Origin of the sequence: Paractinoplanes ovalisporus (assembly GCF_016834655.1) — a bacterium.
GTDB classification, from domain to species: Bacteria; Actinomycetota; Actinomycetes; order Mycobacteriales; family Micromonosporaceae; genus Actinoplanes; species Actinoplanes ovalisporus.
The window spans coordinates 38,883-59,832 of the sequence record NZ_JAENHP010000019.1 but is presented as its reverse complement, the minus strand read 5'-3'; the positions used below and the strand labels follow the sequence as shown (position 1 = coordinate 59,832).

At 69.4% G+C, this 20,950-nt stretch carries 21 protein-coding genes; 9 read left to right on the top strand and 12 right to left on the bottom strand.

The features are described 5' to 3' along the window. Window positions 1–114: 114 nt before the first annotated feature. Together JIG36_RS38295 and JIG36_RS38290 are read right to left on the bottom strand one after the other, a co-directional pair. Window positions 115–774: a DUF2306 domain-containing protein gene (locus JIG36_RS38295; RefSeq protein ID WP_236049066.1), complete on the bottom strand. Its 660-nt coding sequence runs from the start codon at window positions 772–774 to the stop codon at window positions 115–117. A 94-nt stretch (window positions 775–868) separates the two neighbouring features. Beyond that, the gene (locus JIG36_RS38290) at window positions 869–1,297 is read right to left on the bottom strand and encodes a DUF6392 family protein (RefSeq protein ID WP_203381343.1); all 429 of its coding nucleotides are present in this window, start codon (window positions 1,295–1,297) and stop codon (window positions 869–871) included. A gap of 197 nt (window positions 1,298–1,494) precedes the next feature. Here JIG36_RS38290 and JIG36_RS38285 point away from each other — a divergent pair, with 197 nt between their 5' ends. Both JIG36_RS38285 and JIG36_RS38280 read left to right on the top strand, forming a co-directional pair. Further along, window positions 1,495–2,598: a glycerophosphodiester phosphodiesterase gene (locus JIG36_RS38285; protein ID WP_203381342.1), complete on the top strand. Its 1,104-nt coding sequence runs from the start codon at window positions 1,495–1,497 to the stop codon at window positions 2,596–2,598. Between the two features lie 9 nt (window positions 2,599–2,607). Further along, on the top strand, window positions 2,608–3,339 hold the full coding sequence (locus JIG36_RS38280) for a TRP family putative cation channel (RefSeq protein ID WP_203381341.1): 732 nt from the start codon (window positions 2,608–2,610) through the stop codon (window positions 3,337–3,339). An 80-nt stretch (window positions 3,340–3,419) separates the two neighbouring features. Here JIG36_RS38280 and JIG36_RS38275 read toward each other — a convergent pair whose 3' ends face one another. Further along, on the bottom strand, window positions 3,420–4,016 hold the full coding sequence (locus tag JIG36_RS38275) for a TetR family transcriptional regulator (protein ID WP_203381340.1): 597 nt from the start codon (window positions 4,014–4,016) through the stop codon (window positions 3,420–3,422). A 62-nt stretch (window positions 4,017–4,078) separates the two neighbouring features. Between JIG36_RS38275 and JIG36_RS38270 the strand changes: the two genes are divergently transcribed. Continuing rightward, the gene (locus JIG36_RS38270) at window positions 4,079–4,933 is read left to right on the top strand and encodes an oxidoreductase (RefSeq protein ID WP_236049065.1); all 855 of its coding nucleotides are present in this window, start codon (window positions 4,079–4,081) and stop codon (window positions 4,931–4,933) included. Here JIG36_RS38270 and JIG36_RS38265 read toward each other — a convergent pair. From JIG36_RS38265 to JIG36_RS38225, 9 genes are all read right to left on the bottom strand, one after another. Then, window positions 4,909–5,205: a hypothetical protein gene (locus tag JIG36_RS38265; RefSeq protein WP_203381338.1), complete on the bottom strand. Its 297-nt coding sequence runs from the start codon at window positions 5,203–5,205 to the stop codon at window positions 4,909–4,911. The genes JIG36_RS38270 and JIG36_RS38265 overlap by 25 nt on opposite strands. Continuing rightward, window positions 5,202–6,434, bottom strand: coding sequence for an inorganic phosphate transporter (locus JIG36_RS38260; RefSeq protein ID WP_203381337.1), 1,233 nt, complete (start codon window positions 6,432–6,434; stop codon window positions 5,202–5,204). The genes JIG36_RS38265 and JIG36_RS38260 overlap by 4 nt, the downstream gene beginning before the upstream one ends. A 178-nt stretch (window positions 6,435–6,612) precedes the next feature. After that, window positions 6,613–6,930, bottom strand: coding sequence for a DUF3349 domain-containing protein (locus JIG36_RS38255; protein WP_203381336.1), 318 nt, complete (start codon window positions 6,928–6,930; stop codon window positions 6,613–6,615). Between the two features lie 10 nt (window positions 6,931–6,940). Further along, entirely contained in the window at window positions 6,941–7,252 is a 312-nt protein-coding gene (locus JIG36_RS38250; RefSeq protein ID WP_203381335.1) for a hypothetical protein, read from the bottom strand. A gap of 13 nt (window positions 7,253–7,265) precedes the next feature. After that, window positions 7,266–8,486: an inorganic phosphate transporter gene (locus tag JIG36_RS38245; protein WP_203381334.1), complete on the bottom strand. Its 1,221-nt coding sequence runs from the start codon at window positions 8,484–8,486 to the stop codon at window positions 7,266–7,268. A gap of 120 nt (window positions 8,487–8,606) precedes the next feature. After that, window positions 8,607–10,685, bottom strand: coding sequence for a PQQ-dependent sugar dehydrogenase (locus JIG36_RS38240; RefSeq protein WP_203381333.1), 2,079 nt, complete (start codon window positions 10,683–10,685; stop codon window positions 8,607–8,609). Beyond that, window positions 10,685–11,593 carry a sugar phosphate isomerase/epimerase family protein gene (locus JIG36_RS38235; RefSeq protein WP_203381332.1) on the bottom strand — a complete coding sequence of 303 codons (909 nt, stop codon included), beginning with the start codon at window positions 11,591–11,593 and terminating at the stop codon, window positions 10,685–10,687. Before JIG36_RS38235 ends, JIG36_RS38240 begins: the two co-directional genes overlap by 1 nt. Before the next feature lie 349 nt (window positions 11,594–11,942). Beyond that, window positions 11,943–13,247, bottom strand: coding sequence for an aspartate aminotransferase family protein (locus tag JIG36_RS38230; RefSeq protein ID WP_203381461.1), 1,305 nt, complete (start codon window positions 13,245–13,247; stop codon window positions 11,943–11,945). A gap of 482 nt (window positions 13,248–13,729) precedes the next feature. After that, complete coding sequence (locus JIG36_RS38225; RefSeq protein ID WP_236049063.1) at window positions 13,730–15,124, bottom strand: aminotransferase class I/II-fold pyridoxal phosphate-dependent enzyme; 1,395 nt, start codon at window positions 15,122–15,124, stop codon at window positions 13,730–13,732. Between the two features lie 158 nt (window positions 15,125–15,282). Between JIG36_RS38225 and JIG36_RS38220 the strand changes: the two genes are divergently transcribed. Genes JIG36_RS38220 through JIG36_RS38195 form a run of 6 tightly spaced genes read left to right on the top strand, consistent with a single transcriptional unit; the run spans window position 15,283 to window position 20,902 of the window. Further along, a complete protein-coding gene (locus tag JIG36_RS38220) occupies window positions 15,283–16,122 on the top strand; it encodes a nitrilase-related carbon-nitrogen hydrolase (RefSeq protein WP_203381331.1) in 840 nt (279 codons plus the stop codon). Then, a complete protein-coding gene (hydA, locus tag JIG36_RS38215) occupies window positions 16,119–17,522 on the top strand; it encodes a dihydropyrimidinase (protein ID WP_203381330.1) in 1,404 nt (467 codons plus the stop codon). Before JIG36_RS38220 ends, hydA begins: the two co-directional genes overlap by 4 nt. Window positions 17,523–17,533: 11 nt before the next feature. Further along, a complete protein-coding gene (locus JIG36_RS38210) occupies window positions 17,534–18,529 on the top strand; it encodes a TIGR03842 family LLM class F420-dependent oxidoreductase (protein ID WP_203381329.1) in 996 nt (331 codons plus the stop codon). Continuing rightward, window positions 18,526–19,365 carry an ABC transporter permease gene (locus JIG36_RS38205; RefSeq protein ID WP_307873075.1) on the top strand — a complete coding sequence of 280 codons (840 nt, stop codon included), beginning with the start codon at window positions 18,526–18,528 and terminating at the stop codon, window positions 19,363–19,365. Before JIG36_RS38210 ends, JIG36_RS38205 begins: the two co-directional genes overlap by 4 nt. Beyond that, complete coding sequence (locus tag JIG36_RS38200; protein WP_203381328.1) at window positions 19,362–20,141, top strand: ABC transporter ATP-binding protein; 780 nt, start codon at window positions 19,362–19,364, stop codon at window positions 20,139–20,141. Before JIG36_RS38205 ends, JIG36_RS38200 begins: the two co-directional genes overlap by 4 nt. Further along, window positions 20,138–20,902, top strand: a complete 765-nt coding sequence (locus tag JIG36_RS38195) for an ABC transporter permease (RefSeq protein WP_236049062.1) — start codon at window positions 20,138–20,140, stop codon at window positions 20,900–20,902. Before JIG36_RS38200 ends, JIG36_RS38195 begins: the two co-directional genes overlap by 4 nt. The last annotated feature ends 48 nt before the right edge of the window (window positions 20,903–20,950 follow it).

The following is a 20,950-nucleotide window of genomic DNA, read 5'->3' as shown; positions in this document are numbered from 1 at the left end:
CCGACAACGGGACCCACGCCCACGGATATGCGGTCAACGGCTGGGGAAGCCACTCGGTCTCGGCCGTCAGGATGTTGATCGCGAAGCCGAAGAACAGGCCGACGAAGAGTGTGCTCAGTTCGCGGGGATCTCGTTCGATCCGTCCACCCTAGGCAGCTTGCGCGAGCTGCGCGATCGACCAGGAGAGGGACGGCGGATGACCCACTCCGCCACGGCTACGTTGATGGCCCAGCCCAGCAGCATCCCCACCGCCCGCAAGCCGACGCCCGGCTCGCCCGCGATCGCTGTCAACGGGCCCAGCGTGAAGGCCTGCGTGCCCGCGCCCAGGGCCAGCGCGTACGCGCGGATCATCCAGGCCCGGTGCCGCCGGATGTCGCGGCGGCGGATGGCCACGACCGCGACCACCAGGCCGTACGTCATGACGGCCGACACCACCAGGCGCGCGGCGTTCACCACCGTGCCGTCGTGGGCGGGCAGCTCCGCGAACAGGGTCATCCAGGCGCCGCTCAGGGCTACCGCCAAGCCGGCCGCCACCAGGATGCGGCCTGCGCGGCGGTGCCAGGCCCGGTGGTCGCGACGGAACGCCGCGTCGAACTGGAAAGCGCCGATCAGGCTGTAGAGGAGGGCGCCGATGATGTGCACCACGACCGGCGCGGGCACGTCGGCGAAACGGGCGGGAGCGTCACCGCCGGCGAGGGAGCCGAGGCGGGCGGCCCCGGCTATGGACGGGACCAGGGACAGGGCGATCAGGCCGGCCGGCACAAGCTTCGACATGCCGGTCATCGTGGCCGCGAGCGGGAGCCGCAATCATCGGCGCGCGGGCTCGGCTTCTCTTGGACCGCGGAAGGATGCGGGCCGGCCCAAAGTACTAGCGCAGCAGGGTCAGACGCAGCAGCATCTCGCCTTCGGGGGCGTACTGGGCGTGCATGACGAACCAGGGGAAGACCCACTCGTCGGCGACGTCGCCCCGGCCCGTACGGCTCGGGTCGGTGCTCTGCGCGGGCCGGCCCAGCGCCGCCCACAGGCTGCTCCGGCGCGGGATCGTGCCGCCGCGGCCGGGGATGGCGCCCCGGAAGGCCTGGAAGCCGCTGTCGCCGTTGAAGTGCAGCATCACCCAGGACACCGTGTCGTACTCGTCGACCGCGACCCGGACGCCGAACTCGCGGGACTCGTAGGTGCGTGCCCCCTGGGTGGCCATCAGACCGTACTCACGGCTGACGGCAAGGGCCTGCCCTTCGAGCAGGTTCTGTCCGAGCAGCTGGGTCAGGTCGCTTCGTGGTACGACGTTCGGCTGCATGGCGTCACTCCAGACGGAGTCTCCGATGACGCGCACACCCTAATCACGCTGGGTTAACGCCGCGTGAACCCGCGCACGCTTCCCGTTTCGTTCCCGCGTTCGCCACGTCAAGGTCGCCGAGCCGTTGATCGAGTCCCATCGACTTTCCCCGGGACCCCCGGCGAGGGACGCCGGCGGCGAGTCCCGTGGAGGATCACGTGGCTGACCGACGTCAGGTGCTGCGCATGGGCGCCGTCGCCGCAGCGGCCCCGGCACTGGCCGGAACGGTTGCCGCCCCCGCCCCCGCCCTCGCGCACGGCGCGGGCCGCCGGAAGCCCGAAGTCTTCGGCCACCGCGGCGCCTCCGGTTACCGGCCGGAGCACACCCTCGCGTCGTACGAGCTGGCCGCCCGGATGGGCGCCGACTACATCGAGCCCGACCTGGTCGCCACGAAGGACCACGTGCTGGTGTGCCGGCACGAGCCCGAGATCGGCGGCACCACCGACGTGGCCACGCGCGAGGAGTTCGCCGATCGCAAGAAGACGGTCCTGCTCGACGGGGTCAGCGTCACCGGCTGGTTCACCGAGGACTTCACGCTGGCCGAGCTGAAGAGCCTGCGCGCGATCGAGCGGCTGCCCGCCGTCCGCCAGGAGAACACGCTCTACGACGGCCTGTTCCCGGTGCCGACCTTCGCCGAGGTGCTGGAGCTGCGGGCCAAGCTGTCCAAGGAGCTGGGCCGCGACATCGGCGTCATCCCGGAGACCAAGCACCCCACGTACTTCCGTCGCCTCGGCCTGGAACTCGAGACCCCCCTCGTGCAGACCCTCCGGCGCTACCGGCTGGACAAGCGCGGTGCCAAGGTGTGGATCCAGTCGTTCGAGGCGGCCAACCTGAAGGTCCTCAACCAGCAACACCGGGTGCAGGTCAACCTGGTCTTCCTGACCAGCGCGGCCGGCAGCCCGTTCAACGACCCCAAGACGTACGCGCAATATCTGACCCCGGCCGGCCTGAAGGAGCTCTCCTCCTACGTCGACGGGATCGGCCCCGAGAAGAACCAGATCATCCCGCGCACCGCCGACGCGACCCTGGGCACGCCGACATCGCTGGTCAAGGACGCGCACGCCGCCGGGCTCAAGGTCATCCCATACACGTTCCGCGCCGAGAACCAGTTCCTGCCGGCCGAGCTGCGGGTGGGCACCGATCCCAACGCGTACGGGAAGGCCATCGACGAGCAGATCACGTTCCTGCGTACGGGCATCGACGGCCTGTTCACCGACCAGCCCGACATCGGCGTCCTGTCCCGCGCGCTCGGCTCCCAGTAGGGTTCCAGCATGTCGACAGTGGTGCGGTGGCCCGGTGACCGCACCGCCGTCGCGGCGTTCGTCACCGACCCCGGCGCCGTGCCCGCCGCGGTCGCGTCGCTCGGCCTGCCCGCTCCCCGGCCCGTGCTCGTCATGGTCGGCGGCGCGGGCGGTCTCACCGGCAGTGCGCTCGCCCCGGTCTTCACCGGCCTGATCGCCCCCGCGATCCGTTCCCTCGGTGCGGTCGCGGTCGACGGCGGCACCGACGCCGGGGTGATGCGCCTGCTCGGTTCGGCCCGGGCCGCCGGCGCCCCGTTCCCGCTGGTCGGCGTGGCCGCCCTGGGCACGGTCACCTATCCCGGCCACACCGGCACCAACCCGCACGCGGCCCCGCTCGACCGCCACCACTCACACTTCGTGCTGGCGCCCGGCAACACGTGGGGTGACGAGGTCCCGTACATGGGCGCCGTCGCCTCCACCCTCGCGGGCGGCTGTCCAAGCGTCACCGTGCTGGCCAACGGCGGTGACATCGCGCTCCTCGACGCCGAGCACAGCCTGGCCCAGCGGCGTCCCGTGCTCGTGCTGGCCGGCACCGGTCGCTCGGCCGACAAAATCGCGGCCGCCGCGTCCCATCCGGCCGGGTGCCGCGACGAACGCCTGGCGTCTCTGGCGGGTCATCCGTTCGTACGCATCGTCGACGTAACCAACCACAGCGAGGTGGCGGCCCGCCTCGTCGAGCTCCTCTCCGCGCCCCCGGCCTAGCGCACAGCCCGCCGCGGGCCCCCGGAAGGTCCGGCCTCATCGAACAAGACCGGGGGCAGCGCCGGCCATCGGCCCGACGCTCACGCGGGCGGTCGCAACGCGGGTTCCAGCACGGCGAACGCCCGGTCGGTCAGCTCCTGCGGGTCGGCCGATCCGTTGCTGGCCGCCCACCGTTCCAGGGCCGCGTCGAACGCGGTCAGCGCCATCCGGACGGCCATCTCGGGGAACATGTCGTCGCCGTCGACGCCCAGCCGGGCGGCCAGAACCGCGGTCAGTTCGGCCTGCGCACCCGCCTGAAGCTCCAGGAAGCGGGCGTGCAGGCTCGGCGTGCCCAGGATCAGCCGTACCACCGCAAGCATTTTGACCGGATCGTGGTGACCCGCGCAGAAGTCGATCGCCATGCCGACCGCCTGCCGCAACGCCACCGCCGGGGGCTCGGCCGCCGGACGCGCGGCCAGCACGGTCCGCACCTGCTCACCGACGTCGGCCAGCAGCTGGATGACCACGTCCTCCTTCGAGGCGTAGTACCGGTGGAACGTGCGCCGCGACATGCCGGCCGCGGCCGCGATCTCGTCGACCGTGGTGACGTCGTAGCCCTTCGCCGCCAGCAACTGCAGGGCGATCTCGCGCAGTTCCTCGCCCACGAGTTGCCGCTTGCGCTCGGCCAGGGAAACCATGACAGCGATGCTACGCCATGGCATGGTTGACACACTGTGTCAGTGGAGGCACGATGAGCCGTATGACACCCGTCTACGTCGTCACCGGCGCCAACAGCGGACTGGGATTCGCCACGACCCGAGCGCTCACCGACCGTGGCGCTCACGTGATCATGGCCGTACGGGACGAGAAGAACGGCCGTGCGGCGCAAGCCCGCCTGACCGCGGGCAGCAGCGAGGTGCGGGTGGTCGACCTGGCCGACCTGGACTCGGTGCGCACGTTCGCGGCCGGCATCGAACGGGCCGACGTGCTGATCAACAACGCCGGGGTGATGGGCCTGCCCCACACGCTGAGCGCCCAGGGCTACGAGCTGCAGTTCGCGGTCAACCACCTGGCGCACTTCGCGCTGACCGGCCTGCTGCTCGACCGCCTCACCGACCGGGTGGTGACGGTCAGCTCCACGCTGCACAAACAGGGCCGCCTGAACTTCGACGACCTGAACGCCACGCGCGGCTACCAGCCCGGCCCCGCCTACAACCAGTCGAAGCTGGCCAACGCGGTCTTCGGCCTGGAGCTGCAGCGCCGCCTGACCGCTGCCGGTTCACCGGTGCGGAGCGTGCTGGCCCACCCCGGCTACGCGGCGACCAGCCTGCAGGGCAAGGCACGCCCCGGCCTCTACCGCCTGGCGCTGCTGCTGGGCAACCGCCTGATCGCCGCTTCAGCCGCCGACGGCGCCCGCCCGACCGTGTTCGCAGCGACCGACCCCGGCGTGGCCGGCGGCCAGTTCATCGGCCCCGGCGGCCCGGGTGAGATGCGCGGCGCCCCGCGCGTGGTCAAGCCCGCCCCGAGCGCCACCGACCCACAGACCGCGCAGCGCCTGTGGTCGGCGTCGGAGGAGATGACCGGGGTCAGTTACTTGTCGACGATCGTCGGGTAGAGGTGGTCGAAACTGATCGTCTTTCCGAAACCGCTCGCCACGATGAACGTGATGCCCAGCAACACGCCGAGAACGACCACCGCGAACAGCCCGTAGGCCAGCACTTTGCCGGCCGGGCGGGGCGGTGCGGCCGGCACCTCGGCGTCACCGCCCGCACCCCAGGCCAGCGCTCGGATGCCCAGCGCGAACAGTGCCGGCAGCCCGGCCCCGAGGATCAGACCGGCGGCCAGGACCTTCCAGGCGCCTTCGAGGGCGAATCCGACGTTGCTCACAAGGCACTCCCGGCAGAAACAGGCTCGACCGGGGCGGCCGCATCCGGAGCCCGGTCCCACTCATCGTTGACGTTGGTGTGGTCGACCGGGGTGAAGCGGGACCGCACCCACATGCCCGCCGCCGCGACCAGCAGCAGCACGAAGATGACGACCGCGCCGGCCACGCCGCCGATGAAGTCGCCCAGGTAGAACATCAGCGCGCCCACCACGGCCGCCGCGGGCAGGGTGATCAGCCAGGCCGCGACCATGCGACCGGCCACCCGCCAGCGCACCTGGGCGCCGGGCTTGCCGACGCCCGAGCCGAGGATCGAGCCGGTCGCCACGTGCGTCGTCGACAGCGCGAACCCGAGGTGACTGGACGCCAGGATGACCGCCGCGGACGAGGACTCGGCCGCCATTCCCTGCGGCGGCGAGATCTCGACCAGACCCTTTCCCAGCGTACGGATGATCCGCCAGCCCCCGAGGTAGGTGCCGAGCGCGATCGCGATCGCACAGGCCGCCTTCACCCAGAACGGGATGCTGCCGGTGTCCGTCCAGTCGCCGGCCGCGATCAGCGCGAGCGTGATGACGCCCATCGTCTTCTGCGCGTCGTTGGTGCCGTGGGCCAGCGAGACCAGCGAGGCGCTGCCGATCTGGCCCCACCGGAACCCGTTCTCGGTGAACCGCTGGGCCACCCCGACGGTGATCTTGTAGATGATCCAGGTGCCGACCGCGGCCACCACACCGGCGATCACGGGCGAGATCAGCGCGGGCAGGATCACCTTGCCCACGACCCCGTCGAGCTTGGTGCCGTTGCCGTTCCAGTTGACCCCGGCCCAGCCGAGACCGGCGATGGTCGCGCCGACCAGACCGCCGAACAGCGCGTGGGACGAGCTCGAGGGCAGGCCCAGCAGCCACGTGAACAGGTTCCAGACGATGCCGCCGATCAGGCCGGCCAGCACGATCAGCAGCAGGGCCGTGCCACCGTCGGCGAGCAGCGACGCCTTGGGGGTGCCGTCGGGGTTCTGGATGCGCACGACCGCGTTGCTGACGGTCAGCGCGACCTCGACCGACAGGAAGGCGCCGATCAGGTTGAGGATGCCGGAGAGGGCAACGGCCGTTTTGGGCCGGAGGGCGCGGGTGGCGATGGAGGTGGCCATCGCGTTCGCCGTGTCGTGGAACCCGTTGGTGAAGTCGAAGCCGAGGGCCGTGACCACCACCAAGGCCAGGATCACCGATGTTTCTGTCACACCGTCAGGGTCGCTGCCGAAAGATCAGATCAGAAGAGTTCAACTCCTGTGAATTTGATATTTCGCGGTCGTTACCTCGCCGCTCACGAACCGTTTACCGGATGTTCATCTTGCATGAGCGATGCGCCAGGGTCCGGAGACCCCGGCGCAACCCCGAGTGCGAAACCTCACCGAAATATCACTCGATCGGCGGATCCGCCAGAGGCCAGCCACCGGCCGCCAGGTGGGCCGAGACCCGCGCGACGTCGGCGGGCGTGGCGGTCTGCAGCATCGAATCACTGATCATCGCCTCGATGTCGTCCCCGGTGATCGGGTCGTCGCTGGTCAGCGACTGCTCGGCCAGGTCAGCGGCGATCTTGCGGATCTCGTCCTCGGTCAGCTTGCGGCGCAGCAGGCCGAGCAGGGCCACGTAGTCCTGGCGAGGCACGCCGCCGGGGTAGCCGGCGCGCAACCAGTCGACGGCCCGGACCAGGAAGTTGGAGCGGTTGTCGGTCACGGCCGGTCCCCTACTTGTCGACGATCGTCGGGAAAATGTGCTCGAAGCTGAGCGCCTTGCCGAAGCCGCTCGCCACGATGAACGTGATGCCGAGCAGAACACCGAGCACGACAACCGCGAAGAGTATCCAGCCGACCACGTTACCGATAGGCCGCGGCCGTGGACCGGTGACTCCCGTCTCATGCACCTCGGCGTCGCCGCCCGCACCCCAGGCCAGCGAGCGGATGCCGAGCGCGAACAGTGCGGGCAGGCCGGCCCCGAGGATGAGGCTGGCGGCCAGAACCTTCCAGGCGCCTTCGAGGGCGAATCCCAGGTTGTGCATGTCAGCAGTCCTCTCAGCTCGCCGTGCCGGCGGGCACGCGCGGCGAAGGCTGCTCGTCCCACTCGTCGTTGACGTTGTTGTGGTCGACCGGCGTCTTGCGGGAGTGCCAGTACATGTATCCGGCCGCCGCGAGCAGCAGCACGAAGACGACGACCGCGCCGGCGAGGCCACCGCCCAGCAGGTTGCCGATGTACCACATGATCGCGCCGACGACCGCGGCCGACGGGAGCGTGATCAGCCAGGCCGCGACCATGCGACCGGCCACCCGCCAGCGCACCTGGGCGCCGGGCTTGCCCACGCCCGAGCCGAGGATCGAGCCGGTCGCCACATGCGTGGTCGACAGCGCGAACCCGAGATGACTCGACGCCAGGATGACCGCGGCCGAGGCGGACTCGGCGGCCATGCCCTGCGGGGGTGCGATCTCGACCAGACCCTTTCCCAGCGTACGGATGATCCTCCAGCCCCCCAGGTAGGTGCCGAGCGCGATCGCCAGGGCGCAGGCCGCCTTCACCCAGAACGGAATGTTCTTGGTGTCGGTCCAGTCGCCGGTCGCGATGAGGGCCAGGGTGATGACGCCCATCGTCTTCTGCGCGTCGTTGGTGCCGTGGGCCAGCGAGACCAGCGAGGCGCTGCCGATCTGGCCCCACCGGAACCCGTTGTCGGTGAAGCGCTGCGCCACCCCGATCGTCACCTTGTAGATGACCCAGGTGCCGACCGCGGCCACCACACCGGCGATCACCGGGGACATCAGCGCGGGCAGGATCACCTTGCCGATCACACCGTCGAGCTTGGAGCCGTCGCCGTTCCAGTTGACCCCGGCCCAGCCCAGGCCCGCGATGGTGGCGCCGATGAGCCCGCCGAACAGCGCGTGCGACGAGCTCGAGGGCAGGCCGAGCAGCCAGGTCAGCAGGTTCCAGACGATGCCGCCGACCAGACCGGCCAGCACGATCAGGAGTAATGCCGTGCCACCGTCGGACGTCAGGCTGTCCTTGGGTGTGCCGTCCGAGTTCTGGATGCGGACGACCGCATTGCTGACGGTCAGGGCGACCTCGACGGAGAGGAACGCGCCGATCAGGTTGAGGATGCCGGAGAGGGCAACGGCCACCTTCGGCCGCAGTGCTCCCGTGGCGATGGACGTGGCCATCGCGTTCGCCGTGTCGTGGAACCCGTTGGTGAAGTCGAAGCCGAGGGCCGTGACCACCACCAGGGCCAGAATGACCGTTGTCTCTGTCACCCCGTCAGCGTCACTCCGGTAACGCCGAGCTGAAAGAAAGCTGAGACGAACGGCAGTCAAACTTTGCGCATTGAGAAGGCCGGGCCCCGTGGACCCGGCCTTCCCTCATTCGAGCGAGCGTCAGTTCGACGGCTGGAGAACCACCGTGTCGCGGCCCGTCTGCGGCGGGACGCCAGTGTCCGTGTAGGACGCGACGAACACACCGGTCAGGTTGCCGGCCCCGGCGTGTCCGGGGTCGAGGAACGTGACGATCGAGCCGGTGCAGCCAGTCGCCGTGCTGAGCGGGTGACCGTGCTGGTCGTGCCCGAGGATGTAGGTCACGGTGACCCGCGAGCAGTCGACCGGCGCGTCGTCGACGACGTTCACCTGGAAGTTCACCGTGTCACCGAAGGCGAACGGCTGCCCCTCGGTGGGGGTGGTGAACGTGACGACCGGAGCCGCCGTGCCGACCGGCAGGATCACCTCGGCCGAGGCCGACCGGCCGGTGCTGTCGGTGACCTTCAGCGTCGGGCGGTAGTCGGCGTTCTCGGTGAACGTGAAGGTCGGGTTCGGATCGGTCGAGTCGACCTTGTTGTCGTTGTCGAGGTACCAGGCGTACTTCAGCGCGTCGCCGTCCGGGTCGGTGGTGCCGGCGCTGGAGAACTGGACGGTCAGCGGAGCCTGGCCCGACGTCGGGGTGGCCGACACCTTCGGGATCGGGGTCCGGTTGCCGCGTACGAAGTCGAAGCGGGCCAGCTGGGCGTCCGGGTTCTCGTTGAAGTAGCCGTCGCCGTACTCGAGGACGTAGAGCGCGCCGTCGGGGCCGAACTCCAGATCCATCGGGTTGTCGAAGACCAGGTCCGGCAGCACCGACTCGATCTTCGTCACCTGGTTGCGGCGGTCGAGCGTGAAGGCCTTGACGTAGTCGCGGGTCCACTCGGCGAACAGCGGCTTGCCGTCGAACGCCTGGGGCCACTTGACCTGCGAGCGCGAGCGCTTGTCGTACTCGTAGGCCGGCCCGCCCATCGGACCGATGCCGCCCGTGCCCAGCTCGGGGAACTGCGCGCTGGCGCCGTACCCGTAGATGACCTCGGGCTTCTCGACCGGCGGCAGGTTCTTCAGGCCGGTGTTGTTGGGCGACTCGTTGACCGGCTTGGCGCAGTTGAACGGCGCGCCGCTGGTGCCGGTGGCGAAGTCGTAGTCCACGTACGGCTGATCGGGCGCCACACAGTACGGCCAGCCGTAGTTCGCGGGCTTGTCGATCGCGACCCAGCGACCCTGACCGGCCGGGCCGCGCGCCGGGTTGGCGGTCTGCGCATCGGGCGAGTAGTCGCCGACGTAGACCACGTCCGTACGCGGGTCGATGGTGAACCGGAACGGGTTGCGCAGGCCCATGGCATAGATCTCGGGCCGGGTCTTGGGTGTGCCCGGCTTGAAGAGGTTGCCCTTGGGGATCGAGTACTTGCCGCTGCTGCTCACCTTGATGCGCAGGACCTTGCCGCGCAGGTCGTTGGTGTTGCCCGCGGTGCGCTGGGCGTCGAAGACCGGGTTGCGGTTCGCGCGCTCGTCGATCGGGGCGTAGCCGTCGGAGAAGAACGGGTTGCTGTCGTCACCGGTCGACAGGTAGAGGTTGCCCTTGCTGTCGAAGTCGATCTTGCCGCCGACGTGGCAGCACTGCCCGCGGTCGGTGTTGACCTGCATGATCTTCTGCTCGGTGTTCAGCTTCAGGGTGCTGCCCTGAAGCTTGTAGCGCGACAGCTGCATGTGTCCCTTGAACCGCGCGAAGTCGGCCGCGGTGCCCTCGGCCGGCGCGTCACCTTCGTTGACCTGCGGGGTGTTCGGGTCGTCGGCGGGCGTGTCCAGGGGCGGCGAATAGTAGACGTAGACCCACTTGTTGTGCTCGAAGTCGGGGTCGATCGCGATGCCCTGCACACCCTCCTCGTCGTGCAGGTAGACCGGGATGGTCGCGGCCAGAACGTTGCGGCCGGTGGCCGGCTCGTGGATGCGGACCTCGCCCCCGCGCGCCGTGTGCAGCACCCGCTTGTCGGGCAGCACGGCGATGGCGATCGGCTCGCCCGGGAAGTCGTTGAGGGTGACCTTCTGGAAGTCGGAGGACGGCGGCAGCGGCTGGGCGGGGGACCCTCCCCCGGCCACGGCCACGGACGGGGTGACGAGCAGAGCCGCACCCGCGACGCTCAGGGTTGCCAGACGGCGCAGCATCAGAATCGGAGCCCCTCCAGGTAGGTGAAGGCACGCTGCGCGGTGACGAGCGCGTCGGCCGGGGTGCGCGGTGGCGAGCCGGCGTCGTCACGCTCCACGATGTACTCGACCAGGCCGGCCTCGCGGGCGTGCGCGAAGATGCGGCCGAAGTCGATGAGCCCGTCGCCGGCGTCGGCGAAGCTGGCGTTGATGTCGAGATCCTTGACATGCACCTGCTTGATGCGGCCGTTGTTCTCCTCGATCAGGTCGACCGGGTCGTGCGCACCGCGGAAGGCCCAGAAGAGGTCGACCTCGAAGTGCACGTAACGCTCGTCGGTCTCGTTGAACAGGATGTCCATGCCGGTGAGCTTGGTGCCGTTCTGCCGGAAGAACTCGGCGTGGTGGTTGTGGTAGCCGAACGACAGACCGGCCCGCTTGGCCAGCTTGCCGGCCTTGTTGAGGTCGGCCGCGAAGGCGCGGTAGACGGCGGCGTCCCGGATCGGGCCGTTGGCGCCCTGCCCGAAGAACGGGTGGACGATGAACTTGTTGCCCACGACGTTCGCGTCCTGGAGGGCCGCCTCCCAGGCGTTCGCGTCGAACGGCTGCGGGATGCCGACGTGGCCCGAGGTGGCGCGCAGGCCGGCGGCGTCGAGAGCGGCCCGGAACTGGGCCGCCGTGCGGCCGACAAAGCCGGCGTGCTCGACCCGCTTGTAGCCGATCTCGGCGAGCTCCGCGAGGCTCGCCTCCAGGTTGATGCTCAGCTGGTTGCGCAGCGTGTAGAGCTGAACGCTGATCTGGTCACGGGGAACCCGCCGGGACGACGAGTGCGAGCCGCCCGCGGAGGCGGCGCCCGGTACGGCGAGGGTGGCGGCGGCGCCGGCCGCGGCCGCGGCGCCGAGTAGTTGACGACGGTTCAGTGACTGCGGCATTGCGGTCTCCTTCGAACGACATCGTTCGATACATTACGCAGGTGTTTCGTTCGAAGGGAACCTAAGTTTCCTCAGATTGAGCGAAAGTTTTCAACGCAGGGTCAAAACGACTCAGTCACTCTGCGTATCGATCATCGACACTGCTTCGAAGTGTTTCGAGAACTGCAACGCCGGCCCGCCCAGCCGCGTCCTACAGAAAAGCGCGCCGAACTCGAAGAGTCGGCGCGCGGGTCGACCTACCGGTCGATTCCCAGGCTGCGCTGAGATCGATGTAAACGTTCACAGCGGGTGATCGCCGTTGGCCCCTCCCTGCCCCCGGGAAGGGGCCAACGGGTCCCGCATGTCGAGATCAGGCGATGCGCGCCTCGGCGTCCACACGGGAGAGCGCGTCGGTCAAAATCGACAAACCGTCGCGCGCCTCGGCCTCGGTGAGGGTCAGCGGCGGGCCCATCCGGAGCACGTTGCCATAGAGGCCGCCCTTGCCGACCAGAAGTCCGCCGGCCCGGCACTCGTCGAAGACGCGCACCGTCGCCGCCGCGTCGGGCTCGGTGGTGCCCGGCCGCACGATCTCGACCCCGATCATCAGGCCCTTGCCGCGCACCTCGCCCACGATCGGCAGGTCGAGCGCGCGCAGACCGTCGAGCAGGATCGCGCCCGTGCGGGCCGCGTTGCCCTGCAGGTCGCGATCGAGCAGATAGTCCAGCACGGCGGTGCCGGCCGCCATCGACAGGGGATTGCCGCCGAACGTCGAGAAGCTGATCGCCGGCACCGCGTTCATCACGTCGGCCCGCCCGGCCACCCCGCCCAGCGCGAAGCCGTTGCCGATCCCCTTGGCAAAGGTGATCAGGTCGGGCGTGACGCCATGCGCCTGATAACCCCAGAAGTGCTCCCCCGTACGCCCCCAGCCCGTCTGCACCTCGTCCGCGATCAGCAGGATGCCCGTCTCGCCCAGCACCTTCTGATAGGCCCCGAGCAGCCCGTCGGGCCCGGCCACGAACCCGCCGACACCCTGGATGGGCTCGGCGATCATCGCCGCGACGTCTCCGGCGGTGACCGTGGCCAGCACCTCGCGCAGGTCGTCGACCGCCGCGTCGAGGATGTCACCGGCGGCCAGGCCGGCCATCCGCCCGCGCAGCCGGTCGCCCGAGGCCAGCCACGAGACGTTGAGCGGGCTGAGCGAGCTCGACGACCAGCTGCGGTGCCCGGTGACGGCCATGGTCGCGAACGTGCGTCCGTGGTAACTGTTCTTGATCGCCAGGATCTGGTTGGAGCGGCGCACGTTCGCGGCCATCAGGAGCGCGGTCTCGTTGGCCTCGCTGCCCGAGTTGGTGAAGAACACGCGCGCGTCCGGGATGCCGGAGACCCGGGCCACCCGCTCGGCCAGCTCGACCTGCTGCCGGATGAGATAGAGCGTCGACGTATGGACCACGCCGGTGGCCAGCTGGCGCCGCACGGCCTCGTTGATCTCCGGAATGTCGTAGCCGATCATGTTGGTCAGCACGCCACCGAAGAAGTCCAGGTAGGTGCGCCCGTCGGCACCGACGACGTGACGCCCCGACCCGGAGACGATCTCGAGGGCATCATCGCCGTAGTAGACCGGCATCCAGGTCGGCATCACCGCGCGGTGCCGTGCCAACAGGTCATCACTCATGATCGGCTCCTTCGCAGTAGTCAAGAATCACGTTCAAACTCAGAAAGCGGATGTCCCAGCGGGATGGTGCGTGGCCGTCGCTCCAGAGCATTCACATTCAGAAGCAGATGTCCCAGCGGGGTGGTGCGTGGCCGTCACTCCTGCGCAATCAAATTCAGAAACGGATGTCCGAGCGGGGTGGTGCGTACGGACCGTCGCTCCCGCGGGGGCCCGGGCGGTTTTCGCTGGCCGCTGGCGCGTCCAAGGCGCGAAAGCCACCCGGGCGACGTGAGTGAGTGGTTGCGCCCAACCCCGCGCACCACCGTCGCCCGACCCAGCCAACCCAGCCCGCACGCGGCTTTTGTCGGATACGCCGGTTATTTGTCGACACGCCACAGACAGCGCGCCACAGACCGCCCCCACCCCTGCTCTTGGGAGGGGACGAGTAGAGCAGCCGGGTGTGACAGTTTTGCAGGGCTGTCCACAGGAGTCAGGGGGGCGGAGGTTCATCGCCAGCCTCGCGGGTGCGGGCGGGATCGAGAGCCACTTCCCCGGCTGTCCAGCAGGGCGGCGCCGGCCAGCACGTCGGCCAGCTCGTCGAAACCGGACGCGACCAGGCCTGCCGTGACCCGCACGTGGTCACCGTCGAGCGGGGTGACGCAGAAGGGGGTGCCGGGCGAGACGGCAATGCCGTGGGCGGCCAGCGACACCATGGCGATCTGCTGGTCGTCGACGGCCATCCACAAGTTGATGCCGTCGGCGGCGGTGGCGGCCACGCCGCGGGCGCGCAACTCTGTCAGCAGAGTCGCGCGCCTGGTGGCGTACGTGGAGCGGGCCTTTGACACTTGCGCGATGGCGACGGGATCCGTCAGCAGATCGAGCAGCACGCCCTGCAGCAGGCGGCTGGACCAGCCGGGGCCGAGCAGCCGACGATCCGCCACCGGGGCGATCACGCGGGCCGGGCCACCGACCGCCGCGAGCCGCAGGTCGGGGCCGTGGCTCTTGGAGAAGCTGGCCACGTGCACCGTCCGGGCCGGCAAGAAGGAACCCAGGCTGACCGGCGCGGCCGTGGCGATATCGCCGACGTGATCGTCCTCCACCACCAGTACGTCGGGGAAGCCGCCGAGCACGGTGGCCAGCTCGGACGCGCGTGTGGAAGGCATGCTGACGCCGGTCGGGTTGTGCGCGCGGGGTTGCAGGAACACGGCCACGGCCGGGTAGGACGCCAGCACGTCGTGCAGCAGGTCGGGTCGCATCCCGTACGCGTCCATCGGCACCCCGACCACCGTCGCGCCGACCGTCTGCAGCAGGTCGAGCAGGGGCGGGAAGGCCGGGTTCTCCACCACCACGTGGTCGCCGAAGCGCACCACCTCACCGATCACGCGGTCGAGCGCGTCCAGGGCGCCGTCCACAACGGTCAGTCGCTCGGGCGGGAACGGCCACCGCGTGCGCAGCTCGGTCTCGAGCGCGGGCAGCACCGGCTCGTCGAGATAGCTCGTGGTCAGCCGCCCGTCCCCGATGCGCTTGAGCGCGTCGGTCAGGTCGGGCAGCAGGTCATGGTCGGGTACGCCGGTGGACAGGTCGCGTGACGCCTCGACGGCGCGGCCGCCCAGTTGCGAGTAACGCCACCGCTGGCGGGGCAGCACCGGCGCCGCCACGAAGGTGCCCGACCGCCCCCGGGTCTGGATCGCCCCGGCCCGGGTCAGGCTGCGCCAGGCCTCGCTGACCGTCGTCGGGCTGACCCCGAGCTCGCGCGCGACGTCGCGGACCGTGGGCAGCCGGGTGCCGGCCGACAGCTGCCCGGCGGTGACCAGACGGCTCACGGCCGCGGCTATCCCCCGGGCGCTGCGGTCGTCGACCGCTCCCGTGATCAGCGCGAGCAAATTACCTCTCCGAAACATTTGGTTACGTTCAGGCAATTGTCCGCCTGAATGTGTGTCGTTAGTGTCCTACGGCATCTGAGACCTACAAGCAAGGCCTAGCGCAGCGCCTATGACGGGGAGTAGACACACGATCACGGGCGCTTCCACCGCGCCGCAGCATCAAGAAAGGGGCAGTCATGAGCGACATCGTTCGCGCCGCCCTCGTCCAGACAACGTGGACGGGCGATAAAGAATCGATGATCAAGGCGCACGAGGACTACGCCCGCGACGCCGCCGCCCAAGGGGCGAAGGTGATCTGCTTCCAGGAGCTCTTCTACGGCCCGTATTTCTGCCAGGTGCAGGACGCGGCCTACTACGAGTACGCCGAGTCGATCCCGGGCCCGACCACCGAACGCTTCCAGGTCCTGGCCGCCGAGCTGGGCATGGTCATGGTGCTGCCGATGTATGAGAAGGAGCAGGAGGGCGTCCTCTACAACACCGCGGCCGTGGTCGACGCCGACGGCTCCTACCTCGGCAAATATCGCAAGCACCACATCCCGCAGGTGAAGGGCTTCTGGGAGAAGTTCTACTTCCGCCCCGGCAACCTCGGCTACCCGGTCTTCGACACCGCGGTCGGCAAGGTCGCCGTCTACATCTGCTACGACCGGCACTTCCCCGAGGGCTGGCGTGAGCTGGGCCTGGGCGGCGCGCAGATCGTCTTCAACCCGTCGGCCACCAGCCGCGGCCTGTCGAGCTATCTGTGGCAGCTCGAACAGCCGGCCAGCGCGGTCGCCAACGAATACTTCATCGGCGCCATCAACCGGGTCGGCATCGAGGAGCTGGGCGACGACGACTTCTACGGTCAGAGCTACTTCGTCGATCCCGAGGGCAAGTTCGTCGGCGAGGTCGGTGACACCCACAACCCCGAATTGATCGTACGGGACCTCGACCTCGGCCTGATCAAGACCGTACGGGAGCGTTGGCAGTTCTATCGCGACCGTCGCCCGGAGAGCTACACCCGGACGGTGGAACTGTGACGATCCTGATCAAGGGCGGCACCGTCATCGGTCCGACCGGCCCGTACGCGGCCGACGTGCTCGTCGACGGCGAGACCATCGCGGCGATCTTCGCGCCCGGCCTGGGCCCGGCCGAGGGTCCCGAGGTCATCGACGCGACCGGCAAATACGTGATCCCGGGCGCGGTCGACGCCCACACCCACATGGAGCTGCCCTTCGGCGGCACCGCGGCCAGCGACACCTTCGACACCGGCACCCGGGCGGCGGCGATCGGCGGCACCACCACGATCATCGACTTCGCGGTGCAGCGCTACGGCGAGGTCGTCCAGGACGGGCTGGCCGCCTGGCACGCCAAGGCCGGCGGCAACTGCCACATCGACTACGGCTTCCACATGATCCTGGGCGGCGTGGACGACGATGCCCTCAAGGCCATGGACCAGCTCGTCACGGGCGAGGGCATCACCAGCTTCAAGCTGTTCATGGCGTACCCGGGCGTCTTCTACTCCGACGACGGGCAGATCCTGCGCGCGATGCAGAAGGCCCGCGACAACGGCGCCATGATCATGATGCACGCGGAGAACGGGCCGGCCATCGACGTGCTGGTCAAGCAGGCCCTGGAACGCGGCGAGACCGACCCGATCCACCACGGCCTGACCCGGCCCCAGGAGCTCGAGGCCGAGGCCACGAGCCGGGCCATCTGGCTGGCCAGTGTGGCCGCCGACTGCCCGCTCTACATCGTGCACCTCAGCGCCTCGAAGGCCCTGGAGCAGGTGAAGGCGGCCCGCGACCTGGGTCGCAACGTGTTCGCCGAGACCTGCCCGCAATACCTCTATCTGACGCTGGAGGACCAGCTCGGCGCGCCCGGCTTCGAGGGCGCCAAGTGGGTCTGCTCGACGCCGCTGCGCAGCAAGCACGAGAGTCACCGGGCCGACCTGTGGCAGGGCCTGCGCACCAACGACCTCTCGGTGGTGTCGACCGACCACTGCCCGTTCTGCATGAAGGACCAGAAGGAGCTCGGCCGGGGCGACTTCTCGAAGATCCCGAACGGCATCGGCAGCGTCGAGCACCGCGTCGACCTGCTCTACCAGGGTGTGGTCGACGGCAAGCTGTCGCTGGCGCGCTGGGTCGAGACGATCGCGACCACCCCGGCCCGCATGTTCGGCATGTATCCGAAGAAGGGCATCATCGCGCCCGGCTCGGACGCCGACATCGTGCTCTACGACCCGGCCGGGCGCACCCGGATCAGCGTCGAGACCCACCACATGAACATGGACCACTCGGCCTGGGAGGGCTGGGAGATCGACGGCAAGGTCGACACGGTCCTGTCCCGTGGCGAGGTCATCGCGTCGGGCGGCGAATACACCGGGCGGGCCGGCCGGGGCAGATATGTCCCCCGCGGTCTCTCGGACTACCTGGTCTGAGGGGGCGGCGCATGGATATCGGTGTGGTGCTGCAGAACAATCCGCCCGCGCGAGCGGTGGTCGAGATGGCCAAGCAGGCCGAGGCAGCGGGTTTCAGCCACGTCTGGACCTTCGACTCGCACGTGCTCTGGCAGGAGCCGTTCGTCATCTACTCGAAGATCCTCGACGAGACCGAACGCGTGATCGTCGGGCCCATGGTGACCAACCCCGGCACCCGCGACTGGACCGTGCTGGCCTCGATGTTCGCGACGCTGAACGAGATGTACGGCAACCGGACCATCTGCGGCATCGGCCGGGGCGACTCGGCGTTGCGCGTGCTCGGCGCGCCGCCGCAGAGCCTGGCCCAGCTGCGCGAGTCGATCGGCGTGATCCGCGGGCTGGCCAACGGTGAGAAGGTCGGGCTGCGGGGCACCGAACAGCAGTTCGCGTGGGCGCCCGACAGCCGGCTCGAGGTGTGGGTGGCCGCGTACGGGCCGAAGGCTCTGGCCCTGACCGGCGAGGTCGGCGACGGGTACATCCTGCAGCTGGCCGACCCCGACATCGCCGCCTGGATGATCGCGGCCGTGCGCAAGGCGGCCGAGCAGGCGGGCCGGGATCCGATGGCCATCAAGTTCTGTGTGGCCGCTCCCGCGTACGTGGGAAATGATCTTGACCATCAGCGGGAGCAGACGCGCTGGTTCGGCGGCATGGTCGGCAACCACGTGGCCGACATCGTCGCGCGGTACGGCAGCGACGGCACGGTCCCGCAGGTGCTGACCGACTACATCAAGGGCCGGCAGGGATACGACTACGCCGAGCACGGGCGCGCGGGCAACACGCACACGACGTTCGTGCCGGACGAGGTGGTCGACCGGTTCTGCATCCTCGGGCCGGTCGAGAACCACCTCAAGCGGCTGGAGGAGCTCAGGGCCCTGGGTGTCGACCAGTTCGCGGTCTATCTGCAGCACGACGCGAAGGAAGAAACCCTGAAGGCGTACGGCGACCACATCATCCCGGCGATCTCGTGAAGAAGCTTCTGTACGTCCTCCTCGGGCTCGCGGTCGTCGCGGCGCTCTGGGAGGGCTACAAACTCGTCGGCAACCCGGAGGGCACGGTGCTCTTCGGGGTGCGGGTCCTGCCGCGCGCCGACGATCTCTCGATGCCGCACCTGTGGACGGTGGTGGAACGGCTGGGCCGTCCGGAGCTCACGGGCGGCCGGCCGGTCTGGATCGTGGTGGTGCAGGCGTGCCTGTTCACGCTCGGCATCACGGCCGCCGGGTTCGTCATCGGGGCGTTCGTCGGGCTGCTGCTGGCGGTCGCGATGCAGCGCTTCCGCATCGTCGAGCGCGGGCTTCTCCCGTACGTGATCCTGTCCCAGACTGTGCCCCTGGTCGCGCTGGCGCCGCTGGTGGCCGGGTGGAACGTGCTGTGGCCGGACTGGATGACGGTGTCGCTGATCGCCGCCTACCTGGCCTTCTTCCCGGTCGCGGTGGGCATGCTGCGGGGTCTGCAGTCACCCGCCTCGGCCGGGGTCGAGCTGATGCGCAGCTACGCCGCCGGCTGGTGGCGCACGCTGGTCAAACTGCGCTTCCCGGCCTCCCTGCCCTATCTCTTCCCGGCGCTGCGCCTGGCCGGGGCGGCGGCAGTGGTCGGCGCGGTGGTCGGCGAGATCTCCACCGGCACCCGCGGCGGCATCGGCCGTCTCATCATCGAGTACTCCCGCGAGGCCACCTCGGACCCCGCGAAGGTCTACACCGCGATGCTCGGCGCCGCCCTGCTCGGCCTGGTCGTCGCCGGTCTTGTCAGCCTGCTGGAATTTCCGCTCATGCGGCACCGGAGGCACGTGGAGGTGGTCACGCTATGAGCGCCGTCGAGGTCTCGGGTGTCACGAAGGTCTTCAACCAGGGCCGTACGGACGAGGTCGTCGCCCTGTCCGATGTCGACCTCTCCGTCGGCCAAGGCGAGTTCGTGTCCCTGATCGGCCCGTCCGGGTGCGGCAAGAGCACGCTGCTGCGGCTGATCGCCGATCTGATCGCGCCCAGCACCGGCACGGTCACGGTCGCGGGCAAGACGGCCGGCGCGGCGCGCAAGGAACAGGCGTACGGCATCGCCTTCCAGCAGGCCGGCCTGTTCGAGTGGCGGACCGTGCTCAAGAACGTCGAGCTGCCCCTCGAACTGCGCGGGATGTCGCGGGCCGAGCGCAAGGACAAGGCGTCCGAGATGCTGGCGCTGGTCGGCTTGGAGGAGTTTGCCGGGCACTACCCGGCCCAGCTCTCCGGCGGCATGCAGCAGCGGGTGGCGATCGCCCGGGCCCTGGCCGTGCAGCCGCCGCTGCTGCTGATGGACGAGCCGTTCGGCGCGCTCGACGAGATGACCCGCGAACGACTGCAGTCCGAGCTGCTGGCGATCTGCGCCACGACCGGCACCAGTACGGTCTTCGTCACGCACTCGATCTCGGAGGCGGTGTTCCTTTCGAACCGGGTCGTGGTGATGTCGGCGCGGCCGGGCCGGATCACGGCGTCCATCCCGATCTCTCTGGAGAGCCGCGACGAGGCGGCCCGCCAGTCCCCGGCCTACTTCGAAAGCGTCACGTCGGTGCGGCAGGCGCTCCGCGGCGCCCCTTTGAAGAGCGCGTCATGAAGTGGATGAAGGCGGTCCTGCCGCCCGTGGTCTTCGGCGTCGTGGCGATCGCGCTCTGGGAACTGATCGTCACGGCGGGCCGGATCGCGCCGTTCATCCTGCCGGCGCCCTCGGCGATCTGGGAGCAGTTCCTCGAGCAGCGGCAGAACATCTGGGAGGCCGCCCTGGCCAGCGGCGCCAACGCGCTGATCGGTCTGGTCGGCGGCACCGTCGTCGGCGTGCTGGCGGCCATGGTGTCGAGCCGCTTCCGGCCGCTGGCCGACGTGTCGATCCCGTTCGCGGCCGTGCTCAACGCGCTGCCGATCATCGCGCTGGCCCCGATCCTCAACAACATGTTCGAGTCGACCAGCAGCATCCCGCGGCGGCTGGTGGCCGGGATCATCGTGTTCTTCCCGGTCTTCATCAACACCCTGCGCGGCCTGCGTGAGGTCGACCCCATCCATCAGGAACTCATGCACACGTACGCGGCCAGTGGCTGGACCTTCGCGGTGAAGGTGCGCCTGCCCGGCTCCCTCCCCCATGTCTTCACCGGCCTGCGGCAGGCGTCGTCGCTGGCCGTGATCGCCGCGGTCGTCGCCGAGTATTTCGGTGGCCTGCAGAACGGGCTCGGCTCGCGGATCACCTCCGCCGCCGCGTTCACCGCCTATCCCCGTGCCTGGGCCTTCGTGGTCGGCGCCTGCCTGCTCGGACTCGTCTTCTACCTCACCACGCTTCTGCTGGAACGGCTCGCCATGCCCTGGCGTACCCGTCTGATCGCCTGACCCCCTGTTTCGCCTGACCCTTTTTACGCCAGATCACCTGGAGGGCCT